The following is a 15165-nucleotide window of genomic DNA, read 5'->3' on the forward strand; positions in this document are numbered from 1 at the left end:
AAATAAGACAATTTTTAGTTTTTAATCAAACCAATTTTCGTTTTATCTCACGTACTCATAGTACCATTTACGTGCATCTAACCAAGCTGTAAATTTATCGATATTCCCGGACGGATAGCCATTCGTTATAGCATAACCAATGCCATCTTTTTGAACGACAATTTGTCCATCAATACCCGCATCAACCATAGCTTGAGCCAAATCTTGTAAATTACTAAATGCTACACCACCAGTTTTTACTTTGAGCAAATCCGCTGCACCTCCTCCAGTTTGTCCTGTAAGAGCAAATACAATAGAATTAGCGATTTTATCAACATTCCATTTTGCCATGTCGGATTCATTATCAATAAACCCTAATTCAATAAGAATAGCCGGTGCCTTCGTTCCATTTAATACCGCTAAATCTGTACGTTGTTTCGCACCTCGATCACGCCATCCAATATCTTTTGCTAGTTGAGCTGAGATTTTAGCCGCCAAATCTTTCTGATCATAATATAAAACCTCAACACCCTGTCCATTTCCATCACTTGCATTAAGATGAAAAGAAATAACTAAATCCACAGCATGGGAATTGCTATTCCGAATGATATTATTTAAATTTTGTGATTGAGTTGCCCCTACCTCGTCCGTATCGTCATAAACCGTGTGTCCTAGGGCTCTTAACTTAGCCGCCACGGCATCTTTAACTTGCCTATCTAGAACGTGTTCTTTCCGATTCCCGAAATTAGCACCTTGAACAATACTATTGTGTCCTCCGTGCAAACTATATCTAGCCATTATTCATCAACATCTCCTTTCTTAATATCTTATTCAAAACTTGTCTTATTGCTATTCCCACTTACAATCTTAACTGTGCCCATACGTCCTATATTTTCTAAAAGTGATGCAATTTGTTTTCGATATAAAAAAGCTATCGCTTCATAAATCGAATGATTTATTCTCTAAATTACTTTTACATGAATGACGACACGAACAAAAAAGCATCACCCTTTCGGCGATGCCTAAAAACTCTATTTTACTTTTCAGCTCCCTAAATAAATAGAGTTTAAAATCACTGAAACTACACCTATATTTCCTCCCTTTCCTTCACAGCTTCTTTCAACCTCTGCAACATATACCCAATTCCTTTACACCCCTCTAGCGGATATGTAATCATTTCTTCTGGATATAACTTTGTCACTACTTTTTTATGCTTCTTCCCTGCTAGTAAGACGATTTCGTCAAACTGTAGTAAACTTTTATCTACCATCTGTTTTTGTAATTGCTCTATACTTATTACCTCATCGCTTTTTGAATCAAATGCAAGATCATAGTTTTCTAATACAATATCACTTGGTCTTAAAAATCCATGTTTCGCTGATAATATAACCCAGTTTTCGAAAAACATAGTTGCGTACGCCTGACATGCTTTTCCGAACGGACTAATATATACATCTTTTGCTTCCATCGGTCCGTAGTCTGAATGTTTATCCCAAATTTTCTTTTTTCCGCATGGAATTATACATAGCCTTTTCATATATATTTCTACTCCCTTTACTTTGGTAAATAAAATTCGTTATTTTGTACATTTTTTCTCGAGATACCATATAATAATTCTGAAAGTTAAAATTACACATTTTACCATATGCGTACTATAGATTACTCTGATTGCAAATATTATAATACCATAAAAAATTTTTCATTTTTTCTTCAAAATAATGAAAATAAATTATAATACAAGTATGTATTAATAAAACAATAAAGGAGGTTCATAAAAATGAAAAATATTATTCCTGCACAATTAGTCTATTTTATCGTTTGCGTTATTTCCGTTATCATCCCAGCATCTGAAGGCTATAATTATGTCGGCTGGAAGTTATTTGTTGGGCAAGTGTATGCGATACCTATTTTCTTCATTACTACGATAATCACATTTTATATAAACAAGAAAAAATATTACGAATAAACGATTATAAGGATAGCTAACGCTATCCTTATTTTAATTCGTTAATCAAAACTTTATATCCTTTCTTCTAAAAAGTTAAACGCAACATCTGTATTTCAGCGTTTAAACGCAGTTCCTCCGAAATCCAGCTCTCTAATTTTGAAACAGATGCAATATTTTTTCAAAAAGCCCCTGTAATTTACTTTTCAATACTTCCATATCATTAAGCATACACAATGCGATTGTTTAAAAGTTAAAAATTTCTGCTTATTATAAATAAAAAAGGACAAATAGCCAATCTGACTACTTGTCCTTACTGTTCATCTGTACGCAATACGATTAAGCTTGGAATGCTTCTGTTAATACTGGTACGATTTGTTTTTTACGAGATACAACACCTTTTAAAGTAGCTGTGTTGTTTTCTAGTGATACGTTGTAAGCTTTCTCAACAACGTTTGCTGCTTTACCGATCGCAAGACCGACAGAATCATTAGTTAAGATATCAGTTACAACGAATAAGAATAGGTCTAAACCTTTTTCTTCTACTACTGCAGAGATTACTTTTTCAAGTTCCGCTTGGTGTACAAGAACGTCGTTTGTATCAACAGCGTTTACTTGTGCGATTTCAACTTTCGCATTACCCATTTGGAATTCTTTAGCGTCAAGAGAGATTAATTGCTCCATTGTTTTTCCGCTTAAGTCAGCACCAGCTTTTAACATTTCTAAGCCGTAGTTATCTGCATCTACACCAGCGATTTGCGCTAATTCACGAGCAGCTGCTACGTCTTGTTCTGTGCAAGTTGGAGATTTGAATAGTAAAGAATCTGAAATGATTGCAGATAACATTAAACCTGCAACTTCTTTACGAATTGTTACGCCATTTTCTTTGTACATTTTGTTTAAGATTGTAGCTGTACAGCCAACTGGCTCACAACGATAGTATATAGGATCGCTTGTTTCAAAGTTAGCAATACGGTGATGGTCAATAACTTCTAACACACGAACTGATTCGATATCGTTAGCACTTTGTTGACGCTCGTTATGGTCAACTAAAATAACGTTGTCCACTTCGCTTGCTACTGTCTCAACAAAACGCGGTCCTTCTACTTTAAAATAGTCTAACGCAAATTGAGTTTCACCGCTGATTTCGCCTAAACGTACAGGCTCAGCATTCATTCCTAATTCTTTTTTCAATTCTGCATAAGCAATTGCAGAACAAATTGCATCTGTATCTGGGTTTTTATGCCCGAAAACTAGTACTTTTTCCATGTTTTCCACCTCTTCATGAAAAGGATATCTTAAAGAAGCAAATATGACAATATTTAAAGCATATTTTTTTATAAATAATTGCACTTTCTTCTATATTTTTCATCATTTTCATAAAAAAATCATCTAAAATGAATTAGATGATCGAAATGTATGTTTCAATTAAAATAGTGTAGGAGCTTGCACTACATTGTTAAAAGCGAAATTTGAGGATAAGCCATTATTCAAAAGGTTTACATCTATAACTTGATAAAACGCATTTCCAGTGTCTGCAATTTCCCAAACAGCTAAAATAAGATGGTATCCACTACGGTCAGTTGGTACATTTGCTTCGTGCGTTACTGTCGTCCCTGGTCTAGCTCCACCGTCATTTTTCACATAGAATGGCACTAAATCTAAATCCGATCGCGTTAAAGGTTTATTTGGATTCCAACCTTTTTTCGTAATATAATATTTCCACTCTTTTGTACTATGAGGAGCCGTTAGTTTCCACTTGAATGTATTCGTCCCGCCATTTAACGTAACTTTCTTCCACCTATCTACAGTTTGAACATCTAAAGCGGGAAAATGACCAGCCCCTGCAATTTGTCCATCAGAAGGTCCTAGTTGCGGAAATCCACCTATCCCTTCTACGCTTTGTGGTTCATATTGAATCGGTCCACAATTTACATTTACCCCTTGCTTACATAAATAAGATCGGCTCGCTGGTGATTCTACATATCCATGAGCTGAAGCCTTTTCTGAAAATCCAAATGTTAATAATCCCGTAAGTAATACGCCACCACTTAAAATAACTTTCTTCATCTTTTGTAAACTATTCTTTTTCATACTTTCATCCCCTTCCGATAATAAAGCGAAAATAACTATAGTTGGCTAGTCATCTTCTCTACATTTATTATAAGACGAGAATCATTACTAAAAGAACCCTCTAAAAAATTTCTCAAATTCATTTAGTGCGTTAATTAGATTATAATTAACTATTTTAACACCGCCAGAAAAATATAGACTGTGTTAAAAATAGTTGTTTATTATTCACTTACTAATAATTAAGCACTCTCCCCGTTTGATTATACCTTAAATGTTTTTATAATAAATAACCGTAGCATCTAACTTACCATTCGGAGAAATTGCATACCCTGGTATTGTTCCAACTTCTTGGTAGTCTAGTGATTTGTACAGTTTATTGGAAGGATCTCCTTCTCTAGTATCTAATACTAAAAGAGACCTGTTTTCTTGCTTTGCTCGTTCCTCTGCTTTTTGCATAAGCGATCGTCCAATACCGTTACGTCTAAAGTTTGGATGAGTCATTAATTTGCAAATCTCGGCTCTATGAATTCCGTTAGGCTTAGTAACTAATTGTAATTGAATACTCCCTGCTACTTCGTTGTTTATTTTAGCCACATACAATATCACTTCTGGCGCTAATACTGTTTGCCAATACTTTGTTGCGTCTTTTTGTTCCAGTGGAGGCAAAAAACCAATTGATGCCCCATCATTTACAACCATTTTCAAAAGTTTCGAAAGTTCTTCCATATCATTTTCTAGTTGCTTTATTTCTTCAATTACTAAATTTCGCATTACTTTTCCCCCTTTTGTTTCATTGTAACAATTTTTAAAGAAGGAATAATGAAATAATAAGATGAATTTATAGAAAGATATGATTTTTTGTGAAAGGATAACGATATGAAATATATATTAGATAGAACGTACGCAAAAGAATTACTCGAATGGGCATATGAACAAAACCCGGGCCCTTGGTTTGAACATTCACTACATGTTGCTCATGCAACTGAAAACATAATTATAGAACTTATTAAAAATGGGTATAACCTAGATGCTGACATAGCATATAACGCTGCCCTTTTGCATGATATCGGAAGATACAAAGGTTTTACCAAATCGGTCATTCATTCCTATGATGGTTATATGTATATGAATGATTTAGGGTATACAGGAAACGCTGTTATTTGTGTGACACACTCATTCCCATGCAAAAATGAACATATAGATATCGCAGCGGAATGGAGTCTCGTTCCTGACCATATGAGAAGCCGGTTAGTTGAAATATTAAATGAACATTGTAACTACGACTTATACAATAAAGTAATTACTCTTTGTGACGCTCTTGCTGATGCGGGTGGCTTTACTACGCTGGAAAGAAGATTAATTTCTGTTGGTTTGCGTCATGGTACAACATCTCATACATCTTTACATTGGAAAGGGTTTTATGCGATTAAGAAAGAATTAGAAGCGTTAATCGGTAAGAGTATATACACAGTTCTTCCTGATGTAGAAAAATCTATTTATGAAGATATAGAATATTAAATTGAATACAAATTTAATTTCAAATAAAAAACGTTTTAAACATAAAGTTTAAAACGTTTTTTTATTCAATGCTTTTGATTTTTCAGTTCTGTTAAACACTCTTGCACTAAAGTTACCGCTTGACTCATCGCAGCTCCGCCAGCAAATGCTGCTGAAACACCACATGCTTCCAGAATCTCTTTATCTGAACATCCTTGATCAAGACAACCTTTTGTATGATAAATTGTACAATACTCATCTTGCGTTGCTAAACTAATTCCTAATGCAATAAGTTGCTTTTCTCTTTTTGTTAAAGCACCCTCTTGAAAACAAGCTTGCGTGAACGCATTATATGTCTCAGCGATTTCAGGAATTTGATTTGTAAAACTACCTATACCTTCTTTATAATGATGTAGAATATCATTTATCGAACTATGTTGCTCATGTTCCATCTTATTCCCTCCAGTCATATTATCCATACCTATTGTAGTATGTGATGAAATGGAGGCAATATACCTTCTTTTAAATTAAGAATTTTCAGTTAATTTACGTTATAATTTTAAATTATCATCTACAATAACTTTTTCTCTAGAACTTTTTCTTTCAACCTCTTTACTTCTTTCTTCCCAAAATGTTAATCCTTCAATCCCCACATTTTTAGGATTAAATACTGGATCTTTCCCTTCTTTTTTCTGCCTTTCATAGTCTTTTAACACTTTTAATGCGATTTTACTTAATAATAGAATCGCGATTAAGTTTAACCATGCCATACTACCGATTCCTAAATCTCCTAGATTCCATAAAAGCGACGCTGATTCAACACTACCGATGTAAACCATAATTAAAAATCCAAATTTTAAAACTGGTTTTAACCAGCCATACTTCAATTGACGATCTAAATAAGTAAGTGTCGTTTCAGCGATATAGTAATAAGCGAGTAACGTTGTAAATGCAAAAAAGAAAATCGCAATTGAAATAAATATTGGACCAAACCCTGTTATCACAGTTTCAACTGCTTGTTGTGTATAAATTGGACCAGCTTCCACATTTCCTATATTTTGTACAATAGCGGTTTTCCCTTCAGGTATAACATTATACATACCTGTTATTAAAATCATAAGAGCTGTCGCTGTACATACGACAATTGTATCGATATATACGGAAAACGCTTGAACTAATCCTTGTTTTGCAGGATGCGATACTTCAGCAGCCGCCGAACTATACGTCGCTTCTCCGACACCAGCAACGTTTGAAAATACAGCGCGTTTTACGCCCCATGCAATAGCTGCACCAACAATTCCACCAAACATTTCATTTACACCAAATGCACTAGAGAAAATTAAAGCAAACATACTTGGAATCTCCGTTACATTCGCAATTAATATGATACATGTAACAATTACATAACCAATTGCCATAAATGGCACAAGCATTTGAGAAACACCGGCAATTCTCTTTACACCACCAAAAATAATTGCTGCTAGTAACACGACTAAAAATATACCAGTTATATATTTGCTAATACCATTAGAGTTTTCGAATCCAACTGCGATACTACTAGATTGAATACCTGGTAATAACACGCCATATGAAAGTGTTACAACTACCGCTACAATGACTGCAAACCATTTCATTTTTAAACCTCTCTCAATGAAATATGGAGTACCGCCGCGATATTCATTCCCTACTTTACTTTTGTATACTTGAGATAATGTTGATTCTACAAACGCGCTCGCTGCCCCTAACAAAGCCATTACCCACATCCAAAATACAGCTCCAGGCCCGCCGAAAGCAATTGCTGTCGCTACCCCTGCAATATTACCAATTCCCACTCTTCCCGATAAGGCTAAACAAAATGCCTGAAAAGATGATATTCCCGTCTCTGAACTCTTTCCTTCAAATAATAGTTTAATCATCTCTTTAAAATAACGAATTTGCAAAAAGCGTGTTGCAATCGTGAAATATACGCCTGCCCCTAATGCAAAAACAACTAAACCGATACTCCACACTTGCCCTACTAACCATTCTACTAAATTCTCCATCCAAATCCCCCTTATCATTCATTGGAAAAGCAATTTTGTATATAAGAAAACGGACAACTATTATCAAACTTTCTAGTTGTCCGCATCTTTCATTATTTCATCCCTCAATTTTTGTCAGTAAAACACCCTATTACTTTATATTTACCCAAACACTTTTCACTTCTGTATAATTATCAAGCGCATATGAACCTAATTCGCGGCCAATACCAGATTGTTTGTATCCACCAAATGGTGCAGCTGCATTTTCTAAGTTATAATCATTAATCCACACTGTTCCTGCTTTTAATTTATTTGCCACTTGATGACCCGTTTTGATATTTTGCGTCCATACACCCGCAGCAAGGCCATAGGATGAGTTGTTCGCTCGTTCAATTACTTCTTCTGTCGAATCAAATGGCAGAACAACAACAACTGGTCCAAATATTTCTTCCTTAACGATTGTCATATCGTCTGTAACATCTGTGAATACAGTTGGCTTAACGAAATAACCCTTTTCAAGTGCACGTTCACCACCAGCCGCAACTGTAGCGCCTTCTTTCTTCCCTTGCTCAATGTAATGTAACACACGCTCTTGTTGTTTCTTAGATACGAGTGGACCCATTTCCGTTCCTTTCTCCATACCTGCTCCAAGTTTTACGTTGTTCGCCATTTTCACAAGTGCATCTACTACAGTTTCATAATGTTTACGATGAACAAATACACGTGATCCTGCGCTACAATTTTGACCGTGATTATACATAATACCTTGGAATGCACCATTAATTGCTTCTTCCAAGTCCGCATCTTCTAAAATGATATTTGGTGATTTTCCGCCAAGCTCTAACGTTACATGCTTAATCATTTCTGCAGACTGACGCATAATATACTTTCCTGTAACAGTAGATCCTGTAAAAGCAACTTTATTAATGTCATGATGATTTACAATTGCCGCTCCTGCATCAGGACCAAATCCTGGTACAAAGTTTACAACGCCGTTTGGAAATCCAGCCTCTTTAAAGAGTTTTGCTGTATATAGTAAGGATAAAGGTGTTTGCTCTGCTGGTTTTAATACGATCGTACAACCTGTCGCCAGTGCAGCTCCCATTTTCCAAGAAGACATAACGAGCGGAAAGTTCCACGGAATAATCTGACCTACAACACCTACAGGTTCATGTCTCGTGTAATTTAAGTAATCTTTTGAAATTGGGATTGTTTGCCCAATAATTTTTGTAGCCCATCCTGCGTAATAACGATAATTTTCTACAGTCGCTGAAATATCATCATCAAGTGCTACTTGATATGGCTTTCCATTATCTAAAGCTTCTAGTTGCGCTAATTCTTCTCTATGTTCTTCAATTAAATCTGCTAATTTATAAATAAGATGCGCTCTTTCAGCAGTAGTCATTTCTGACCACGGACCAGATTTAAATGCAGATCTTGCTGCTTTTACTGCAGCATCAATATCCTCTTCTTGCGCTTCACATACGACAGCTAGAACATCTTCTGTAGCTGGATTATACGTTTCAAACGTCTTTCCCCCAATAGCAGCAACAAATTCGCCATTAATAAACATTTTAATTTCTTCATTTAAAAACGCTTCCACTTTTGGTTTCAGCTCAATATTTGTCTTTAACATTATGTTCTCCTCCTTATTTAAACAGCTACATGAGCTGCAATATTTGATAAAATCGTTTGAAGCTTTTGATCTTCGTCAACAGTTAATCCTAGTCTTGGATAGCGAGAAGGTCCTCCCGCTTGCCCATGTAATTCCATGGAACGTTTAACGATTTGAACATATTTCCCTGATCCTTCAAGAAACTCGCAAAGTGGTAAAATAGCATCGTTTATTTCCCACGCCTTTTCTAATTCACCATTTTGAAAATGCTCATACATTTTTGTAACGAGACCGGGAACGATATTTCCTGCTACTGAAACCCATCCCGAAGCACCAACTAAATATGATTCCATAACTAAATCTTCAGAACCACAGAAGACTTGGAAAGCCCCTTCACTTTGTCTTACTAAATCTCTCGCTTTTCGAATATCTCCGCTAGATTCTTTAATATGTGTAACATTTTCACACTCTTTTCCAATACGGAGCATTAGCTTTGTACTCATATCAACACCAGAAGTAAATGGGTTATTGTATAGCATAATTGGTATATTTACAGAATTTGAGATTTCTTTAAAATGAAAATAAATCTCCTCTTCCTTCGGTTTACAATAGTAAGAGTTTATAATTAATGCACAATCCGCTCCGTGCGCTTCTGCATGTTTCGTATATTCAATTGTTTCTTTCGTCGTCTCTGCTGCAGTTCCAACAATGACTGGAATACGGCCATCAATTTCTTTCAACACGGTTTCTACCATTTTAAATCGTTCTTCTTTTGATAAACTTACAAACTCTCCTGTACTTCCATTAATGATGACACCTGCAACCTTTTGTTCGATAAAGTAATTTACATTTTGTTTTACCCCATCCCAATTAATTTCCTGAAATTCATCCATCGGTGTTATTAATACTGGAAATGCCCCTTTAATTTTTTGCATATTTATCTCTCCTTATCACATTTTATTTTAATAAGAAACCTGCCGGAAATGGATCCGTAGGGTCTAATAGAAACGTCTGCATTCCTGTAATAAATCCTCTACTTTCAAAACGGAAAATGTATCCTAGTTCCTCCTTCTTCACTTTTTCCACAGTTATAAAACTATTAAATATACTTTCATTTTTAAAAGGTTTATCCGCCATATAATCATTTTTAAATAACGCATGAACATAGGAAACGATAGTAGAAACAAAACCTGGAGAACGTACGATAAAGTTATCTTCATGAAATGTAATCGACTTTATATGGTTCTTTTCTTTTTGCGAAGGATCTACTAAAATAAGCCTTTTTATTAGCGACTGTTTTTGTATAGCCTGCAGTGTAGCTTCTCCCCATCTTTTCAATTCTGAAATGTTTTCAACACGAATTTCTGGCGAATACGCACCTTTTTCTACAACTGCATATACTTTATCTGCTTGTATGAGAGAATAACTTACATTACCAACCTGTAAATTTTCCTCAATCAAATAGCATAGTTTGCTTTCAAACGAAACCGATATAACTTCATCATTCTCTACATACGCATGAACTAAAAATATTCCAGATAACGTTTCAATTTTGTATTGATTGGACTCTCTCTTTTTTAAATACCCACTTTCGAGTAACATCGTTATTACTGCAACAATGCCTCCATAATGAAGCGGAATCGAACCTTCATGATTAAAAAATAATACAGCTGCATCCACTTCATTATGGATAGATGGAACGACAATACACCCATTCAAACCGATAAAACCACGTGGTTCATTTAATAAAAGCTTCATCTCTTCTGCTAATTCACCTGAAAATTGTTCATTTAATTGCTCCAAACTGTAGTAGTATTTGCATGGTACGTCTTTCATTACACGAAATGCCTCGCCATTTACATGTACGTCTACTGCTGTATACATTTTTTGAATGCTCATTTTATATCCTCCGTTTCATGTTCCATCGGCGGAATTAGCAAAAATCCTTCTTTAAGTGGATCCATTTCATTGTAAAAAAATCTATGCATACCCATAAGCCAAGCTGATCCCGTAATTTTCGTTATGACAGCTTCAATATTTTCAACATGTGTCGTATTCATGACATATCCTTTAAATAAAGAACCAACGATACTCTCATGAATGAACTCTTCACCAATTTCGATTTCTTTCTGAGCGTATAATACAGCTAGCTTCGCAGATGTTCCTGTACCGCATGGAGATCGATCTATTCCGCCTGGTGGTACAACAACTGTATTTTTCACATGCGCACATTCATGAGTAGGATCTGTATAAAATTCAACATGTGTTAATCCTCTTATAAACGAATACTCTGGATGAGTGATTTCAAACTTCTCATTAATTGTGTTTCTTATATGAATCGCCTTATCGATGATTGTAGATGCATTTTCTGGTACTAATTCTAGATCTACTGATTTCGCATCAATAATGGCATAAAAATTCCCTCCATACGCAATATCAGCTTCTATAGTTCCAATGTCTTTCACTTGTACAGTAATATTTTTCAATAAAAAAGCTGGTATGTTACAGAAAGATACTTCTTTTGCTTTTCCATCTTGAACAGCAATATCTACTTCCACTAAGCCAGCCGGGGTATCTAGTTTTAAAGAAGTAATCGGTTCAACTACTGGAATTAAACCTGATTCAACTAACGCTGTACATACACCGATTGTATCGTGACCGCACATCGGTAAGTATCCACCTGTCTCTATGTATATAACACCTATATCAGCCTCAGGATGACATGGGTCTGTTAATAATGCCCCTGACATTACATCATGACCACGCGGTTCATTCATTAACAATTTTCGAATCCAATCATATTCCTTTTTCATATGTAACATCTTCTCTGCCATCGTCTCTCCAATCAACTTTGGAAGTCCACTAATTAATGTCCTCGTTGGATTCCCACCTGTGTGTGTATCAATCGTCGTAAAGACTCTTTGTGACCTCATCTGTTTAACACCCTTTCTGTAAAACGACTCAAACGAAGTGGTTCAATAGGAATAATTGTCTCTTTTTCATTTAATAACTCTTCAATTACTTTTCCAGTAACTGCTGCAAGACTAATCCCATCCCCTTCATGTCCAGCGGCAATGAAATAATTCGGAATATGTTCCACTCGTGAAATAATCGGTAAATGATCTTCTGTCCACGGACGTAAACCAGCGTAAGAACGAATTACCATCATATCTGCCATTTTCGGATAAAAGCGAATCGCTCTATTTGCGATACATTTAATGACTTCATTGTTTATTCTCGTATGAAACCCTACAAATTCACGACTACTTCCAATTAAGAAATTTTGACTTTCAGTAGGCTCAAATACGAGCGCAACCCCGTATTTTTCAGTTAAAGCATCTACTTTTCTTTTTCCGCCAAATTTAGAAATTAAATAACCGAATTCCATTACTTTACGGCATCCTACATGTTGTTGCCTTGATGCTACTATAATATGCCCTTTTCTCGGTTCAATTGGTATATTTACATTTAACATCTGACCAATCTTAGGAGCCCACACACCGGCTGCATTTACAACTTGTTTTGCTGTAAAAGTACCATTCGTAGTTTCTACAACAAATGAACCATTCGTCTCTATTTTCATACTCTTTACTTCGGTCTGCTTAAAGGCTTTTGCGCCAAACTTTTGTGCCTCTGACAGAAGCGAGAAAGCAAGGAGATATGGATTCACAGTTGAATCCGTCGCACATTCTAAACCGCCTAATAAATCATCAGCAAAAAAAGTCGACTCTTCTCTTATATCTTGCCTATCAAGCATTCGAAACGGTAATCCAGCTTTTTTTTGCCGATTTACCCATTGCTGTGCAGCCTCCATCTCTTCGTCTGACTCACATACGAGAATACTTCCTGGTGCCCTATATTCAAATGAATGCTCTAATTCTTCACTTAAATCAGTTACTAATTTTTGACTTACTAAAGACATTTGACTATCAAACCCTGGGTCTTTATCAATGGCCAAAATATTCCCATCACACCGTGAAGACGTCCCGCTGACAAATTCTCCTTTTTCAATGATTGTTACGTCTCTTCCGTATTTTGAAGTGTAATAAGCGATAGAACACCCTATTATTCCACCACCTATAATTAAAACGTCGCAGTGCCTCACAATATACTCCTCCTTTCCCTAAACCTCTCACTTTCTTTTATGCAATTGACGTGCCAATTCTGCACATATACAATTTCCATAAACAATATTTTTATTTGTAAAAATAATTCAAATTTATAGTAAATAGGTGTATTATTTTTTTATCACTGTCAAAATTTTTATACATAACGGGAGGATATTATGGCATTTTCATTTCCGACTATACAAGAGTTTTTGGAAAGTATTTTAATCGATCATACATGTAGCCTTAATCACATTAAGCAAGTAAACGAAAGGTTTTATTATCTCCCTTCTACTACAGAAGAATATAATTGCGCCATTATTTATGTAGATGACTCATTCGCTGCACTAATTGACGCTTTTTCTTATGAATTAGCTGTTATCATCCTTAACGAAAACGATGAGCCGATATGCTGTATAACTTCTCAGCAAATGATTCCATTTCTTTATAAGTCCTACAATGAACTACAGGCATTTTATGACACCGTAATACTAACAACTGACTCTTCTGTTACAGTCATTGATAGTAAAGAATGCGTTCGAACTTGGACAGATGGTGCTGAAAAAATATTTTCAGTCAACCATAATGAAATTATTGGGCAACCGATTACTCGTTTTTTTGATTATAAAGACTTGGAAATTTTACAATCTTTACATGATGGAAAAAGCATAGTCGCTCAGTTCCATCAGCCTCGTCCCGATTTATTCGTATTAATTAATTCAAATCCAGTTTATTGTAATGATGAAATTATAGGAGCAGTCGTTTCAGAAACAGATGTTACAAATCAAGTCGCTTTAAATGAAAAACTATTTAATATGTCACATGAAATGCACCGTTTAGAACAAGAAGTGGCAAAGTATAAAGATGAATCCGATCCATTCCTTGCGATGAATGGGAAAAGTCCTGTTATACAAAGAACGATACAATTAGCTAGAAAAGTTTGTTCGGTAAAATCAACTGTTTTAATACTTGGGGAAAGTGGAGTTGGAAAAGAAGTATTTGCGAAAGCGATTCATGAAGCAAGTGAGGCAGCGAAGGCGCCTTTCATTTCGATTAACTGCGGGGCAATTCCAGAAGCGTTATTTGAAAGTGAATTATTCGGTTACGAGCGTGGGGCGTTTTCTGGAGCAAATAGTAAAGGAAAAAAAGGTAAAATTGAACTCGCGCAAGGCGGTACTTTATTTCTTGATGAAATAGGTGAAATGCCACTTGATATGCAAGTAAAACTGTTACGTGTACTGCAAGAGCGAAAGTATTACCGAGTTGGTGGTGAAAAAGAAATTAATATTGATTTCCGTATTATCGCTGCTACAAATCGTGATTTACAAGAAGAAATGAGAAAAGGAACTTTCCGAGAAGATTTATATTACCGCTTAAATGTAGTTAGTTTGCAGATTCCACCGCTGCGCGAAAGACGCGAGGATATTATTGAATTAACTTATTCTTTCTTAAACGATTTTTCAATCAACTACAACAGACCAATTCGTGACCTACCTTCAAGCATTATGCATGAACTGCTTCATTACAATTGGCCAGGTAATATTCGCGAACTTCGAAACGTTGTTGAACGGCTTGTGGTATTCGCAACAGACGGAATTATAAAACAAGAATATTTACCATTTCATACGACTGAAACTTTAGACAACCATACAGCTCATTCCCTATTACTCAGCAACAATAATACAATCCTTTCTTTACAAGAAGAGATGGATGAGCATGAGAAAAAAGTTATTGAAAGGGCTTTACGAATTTTAGATGGGAATAAATTAGAATGCGCAAAACAACTTGGTGTAACAAGGGCTACTTTATATAACCGTTTAAAGAAACTTGGACTTCAATAAAGAATCAGTATGCACCGATCAGGCGTTTACAGGTAGCCCTCTCTCCCTCCTCTATATTGGCATGATTTTTGCATATATAATTTGTGAA

At 35.5% G+C, this 15165-nt stretch carries 15 protein-coding genes; 3 read left to right on the forward strand and 12 right to left on the reverse strand.

What is annotated here, in order from left to right:
• Positions 1 to 42: 42 nt before the first annotated feature.
• Together MHH55_RS08140 and MHH55_RS08145 are read right to left on the reverse strand one after the other, a co-directional pair.
• Positions 43 to 777 carry an N-acetylmuramoyl-L-alanine amidase gene (locus tag MHH55_RS08140; RefSeq protein ID WP_000135278.1) on the reverse strand — a complete coding sequence of 245 codons (735 nt, stop codon included), beginning with the start codon at positions 775 to 777 and terminating at the stop codon, positions 43 to 45.
• A 289-nt stretch (positions 778 to 1066) separates the two neighbouring features.
• Positions 1067 to 1516 (reverse strand): DUF6884 domain-containing protein, encoded by a 450-nt coding sequence (locus tag MHH55_RS08145; protein ID WP_000824873.1) that lies wholly within the window; start codon positions 1514 to 1516, stop codon positions 1067 to 1069.
• A 240-nt stretch (positions 1517 to 1756) separates the two neighbouring features.
• Between MHH55_RS08145 and MHH55_RS08150 the strand changes: the two genes are divergently transcribed.
• Positions 1757 to 1945 (forward strand): DUF4017 family protein, encoded by a 189-nt coding sequence (locus tag MHH55_RS08150; RefSeq protein ID WP_078187170.1) that lies wholly within the window; start codon positions 1757 to 1759, stop codon positions 1943 to 1945.
• 318 nt (positions 1946 to 2263) lie between these two features.
• On the opposite strand, the gene ppaC is transcribed toward MHH55_RS08150, so the two are convergent.
• The 3 genes from ppaC to MHH55_RS08165 all read right to left on the reverse strand — a co-directional run bounded on the left by ppaC (position 2264) and on the right by MHH55_RS08165 (position 4768).
• The gene (gene ppaC, locus MHH55_RS08155) at positions 2264 to 3193 is read right to left on the reverse strand and encodes a manganese-dependent inorganic pyrophosphatase (protein ID WP_000416873.1); all 930 of its coding nucleotides are present in this window, start codon (positions 3191 to 3193) and stop codon (positions 2264 to 2266) included.
• Between the two features lie 159 nt (positions 3194 to 3352).
• Positions 3353 to 4018, reverse strand: coding sequence for a lytic polysaccharide monooxygenase (locus MHH55_RS08160; protein WP_000742279.1), 666 nt, complete (start codon positions 4016 to 4018; stop codon positions 3353 to 3355).
• Positions 4019 to 4264: 246 nt separating this feature from the next.
• Positions 4265 to 4768 (reverse strand): GNAT family N-acetyltransferase, encoded by a 504-nt coding sequence (locus MHH55_RS08165; protein WP_001245258.1) that lies wholly within the window; start codon positions 4766 to 4768, stop codon positions 4265 to 4267.
• 105 nt (positions 4769 to 4873) lie between these two features.
• Here MHH55_RS08165 and MHH55_RS08170 point away from each other — a divergent pair, with 105 nt between their 5' ends.
• Entirely contained in the window at positions 4874 to 5515 is a 642-nt protein-coding gene (locus MHH55_RS08170) for an HD domain-containing protein (protein ID WP_000875112.1), read from the forward strand.
• Positions 5516 to 5580: 65 nt separating this feature from the next.
• Here the strand turns inward: MHH55_RS08170 and MHH55_RS08175 are convergent, their stop codons facing one another.
• The 7 genes from MHH55_RS08175 to MHH55_RS08205 all read right to left on the reverse strand — a co-directional run bounded on the left by MHH55_RS08175 (position 5581) and on the right by MHH55_RS08205 (position 13235).
• Positions 5581 to 5973, reverse strand: coding sequence for a carboxymuconolactone decarboxylase family protein (locus MHH55_RS08175; protein WP_001999958.1), 393 nt, complete (start codon positions 5971 to 5973; stop codon positions 5581 to 5583).
• Between the two features lie 72 nt (positions 5974 to 6045).
• Positions 6046 to 7536: an alanine/glycine:cation symporter family protein gene (locus MHH55_RS08180; RefSeq protein ID WP_000429527.1), complete on the reverse strand. Its 1491-nt coding sequence runs from the start codon at positions 7534 to 7536 to the stop codon at positions 6046 to 6048.
• A gap of 130 nt (positions 7537 to 7666) precedes the next feature.
• On the reverse strand, positions 7667 to 9151 hold the full coding sequence (locus MHH55_RS08185; RefSeq protein ID WP_078187169.1) for an aldehyde dehydrogenase family protein: 1485 nt from the start codon (positions 9149 to 9151) through the stop codon (positions 7667 to 7669).
• A gap of 17 nt (positions 9152 to 9168) precedes the next feature.
• Positions 9169 to 10065: a 4-hydroxy-tetrahydrodipicolinate synthase gene (dapA, locus tag MHH55_RS08190; RefSeq protein ID WP_001169456.1), complete on the reverse strand. Its 897-nt coding sequence runs from the start codon at positions 10063 to 10065 to the stop codon at positions 9169 to 9171.
• 22 nt (positions 10066 to 10087) lie between these two features.
• Positions 10088 to 11029, reverse strand: a complete 942-nt coding sequence (locus tag MHH55_RS08195; protein ID WP_078187168.1) for a proline racemase family protein — start codon at positions 11027 to 11029, stop codon at positions 10088 to 10090.
• The gene (locus MHH55_RS08200; RefSeq protein ID WP_001257540.1) at positions 11026 to 12063 is read right to left on the reverse strand and encodes a proline racemase family protein; all 1038 of its coding nucleotides are present in this window, start codon (positions 12061 to 12063) and stop codon (positions 11026 to 11028) included. The genes MHH55_RS08195 and MHH55_RS08200 overlap by 4 nt, the downstream gene beginning before the upstream one ends.
• Positions 12060 to 13235, reverse strand: a complete 1176-nt coding sequence (locus MHH55_RS08205) for an NAD(P)/FAD-dependent oxidoreductase (protein ID WP_078187167.1) — start codon at positions 13233 to 13235, stop codon at positions 12060 to 12062. Before MHH55_RS08205 ends, MHH55_RS08200 begins: the two co-directional genes overlap by 4 nt.
• A 180-nt stretch (positions 13236 to 13415) precedes the next feature.
• On the opposite strand from MHH55_RS08205, the gene MHH55_RS08210 reads away from it, so the two are divergent.
• The gene (locus tag MHH55_RS08210) at positions 13416 to 15077 is read left to right on the forward strand and encodes a sigma-54 interaction domain-containing protein (RefSeq protein ID WP_078187166.1); all 1662 of its coding nucleotides are present in this window, start codon (positions 13416 to 13418) and stop codon (positions 15075 to 15077) included.
• The last annotated feature ends 88 nt before the right edge of the window (positions 15078 to 15165 follow it).

This window comes from Bacillus sp. FSL K6-2944 (assembly GCF_038005385.1).
GTDB classification, from domain to species: Bacteria; Bacillota; Bacilli; order Bacillales; family Bacillaceae_G; genus Bacillus_A; species Bacillus_A cereus.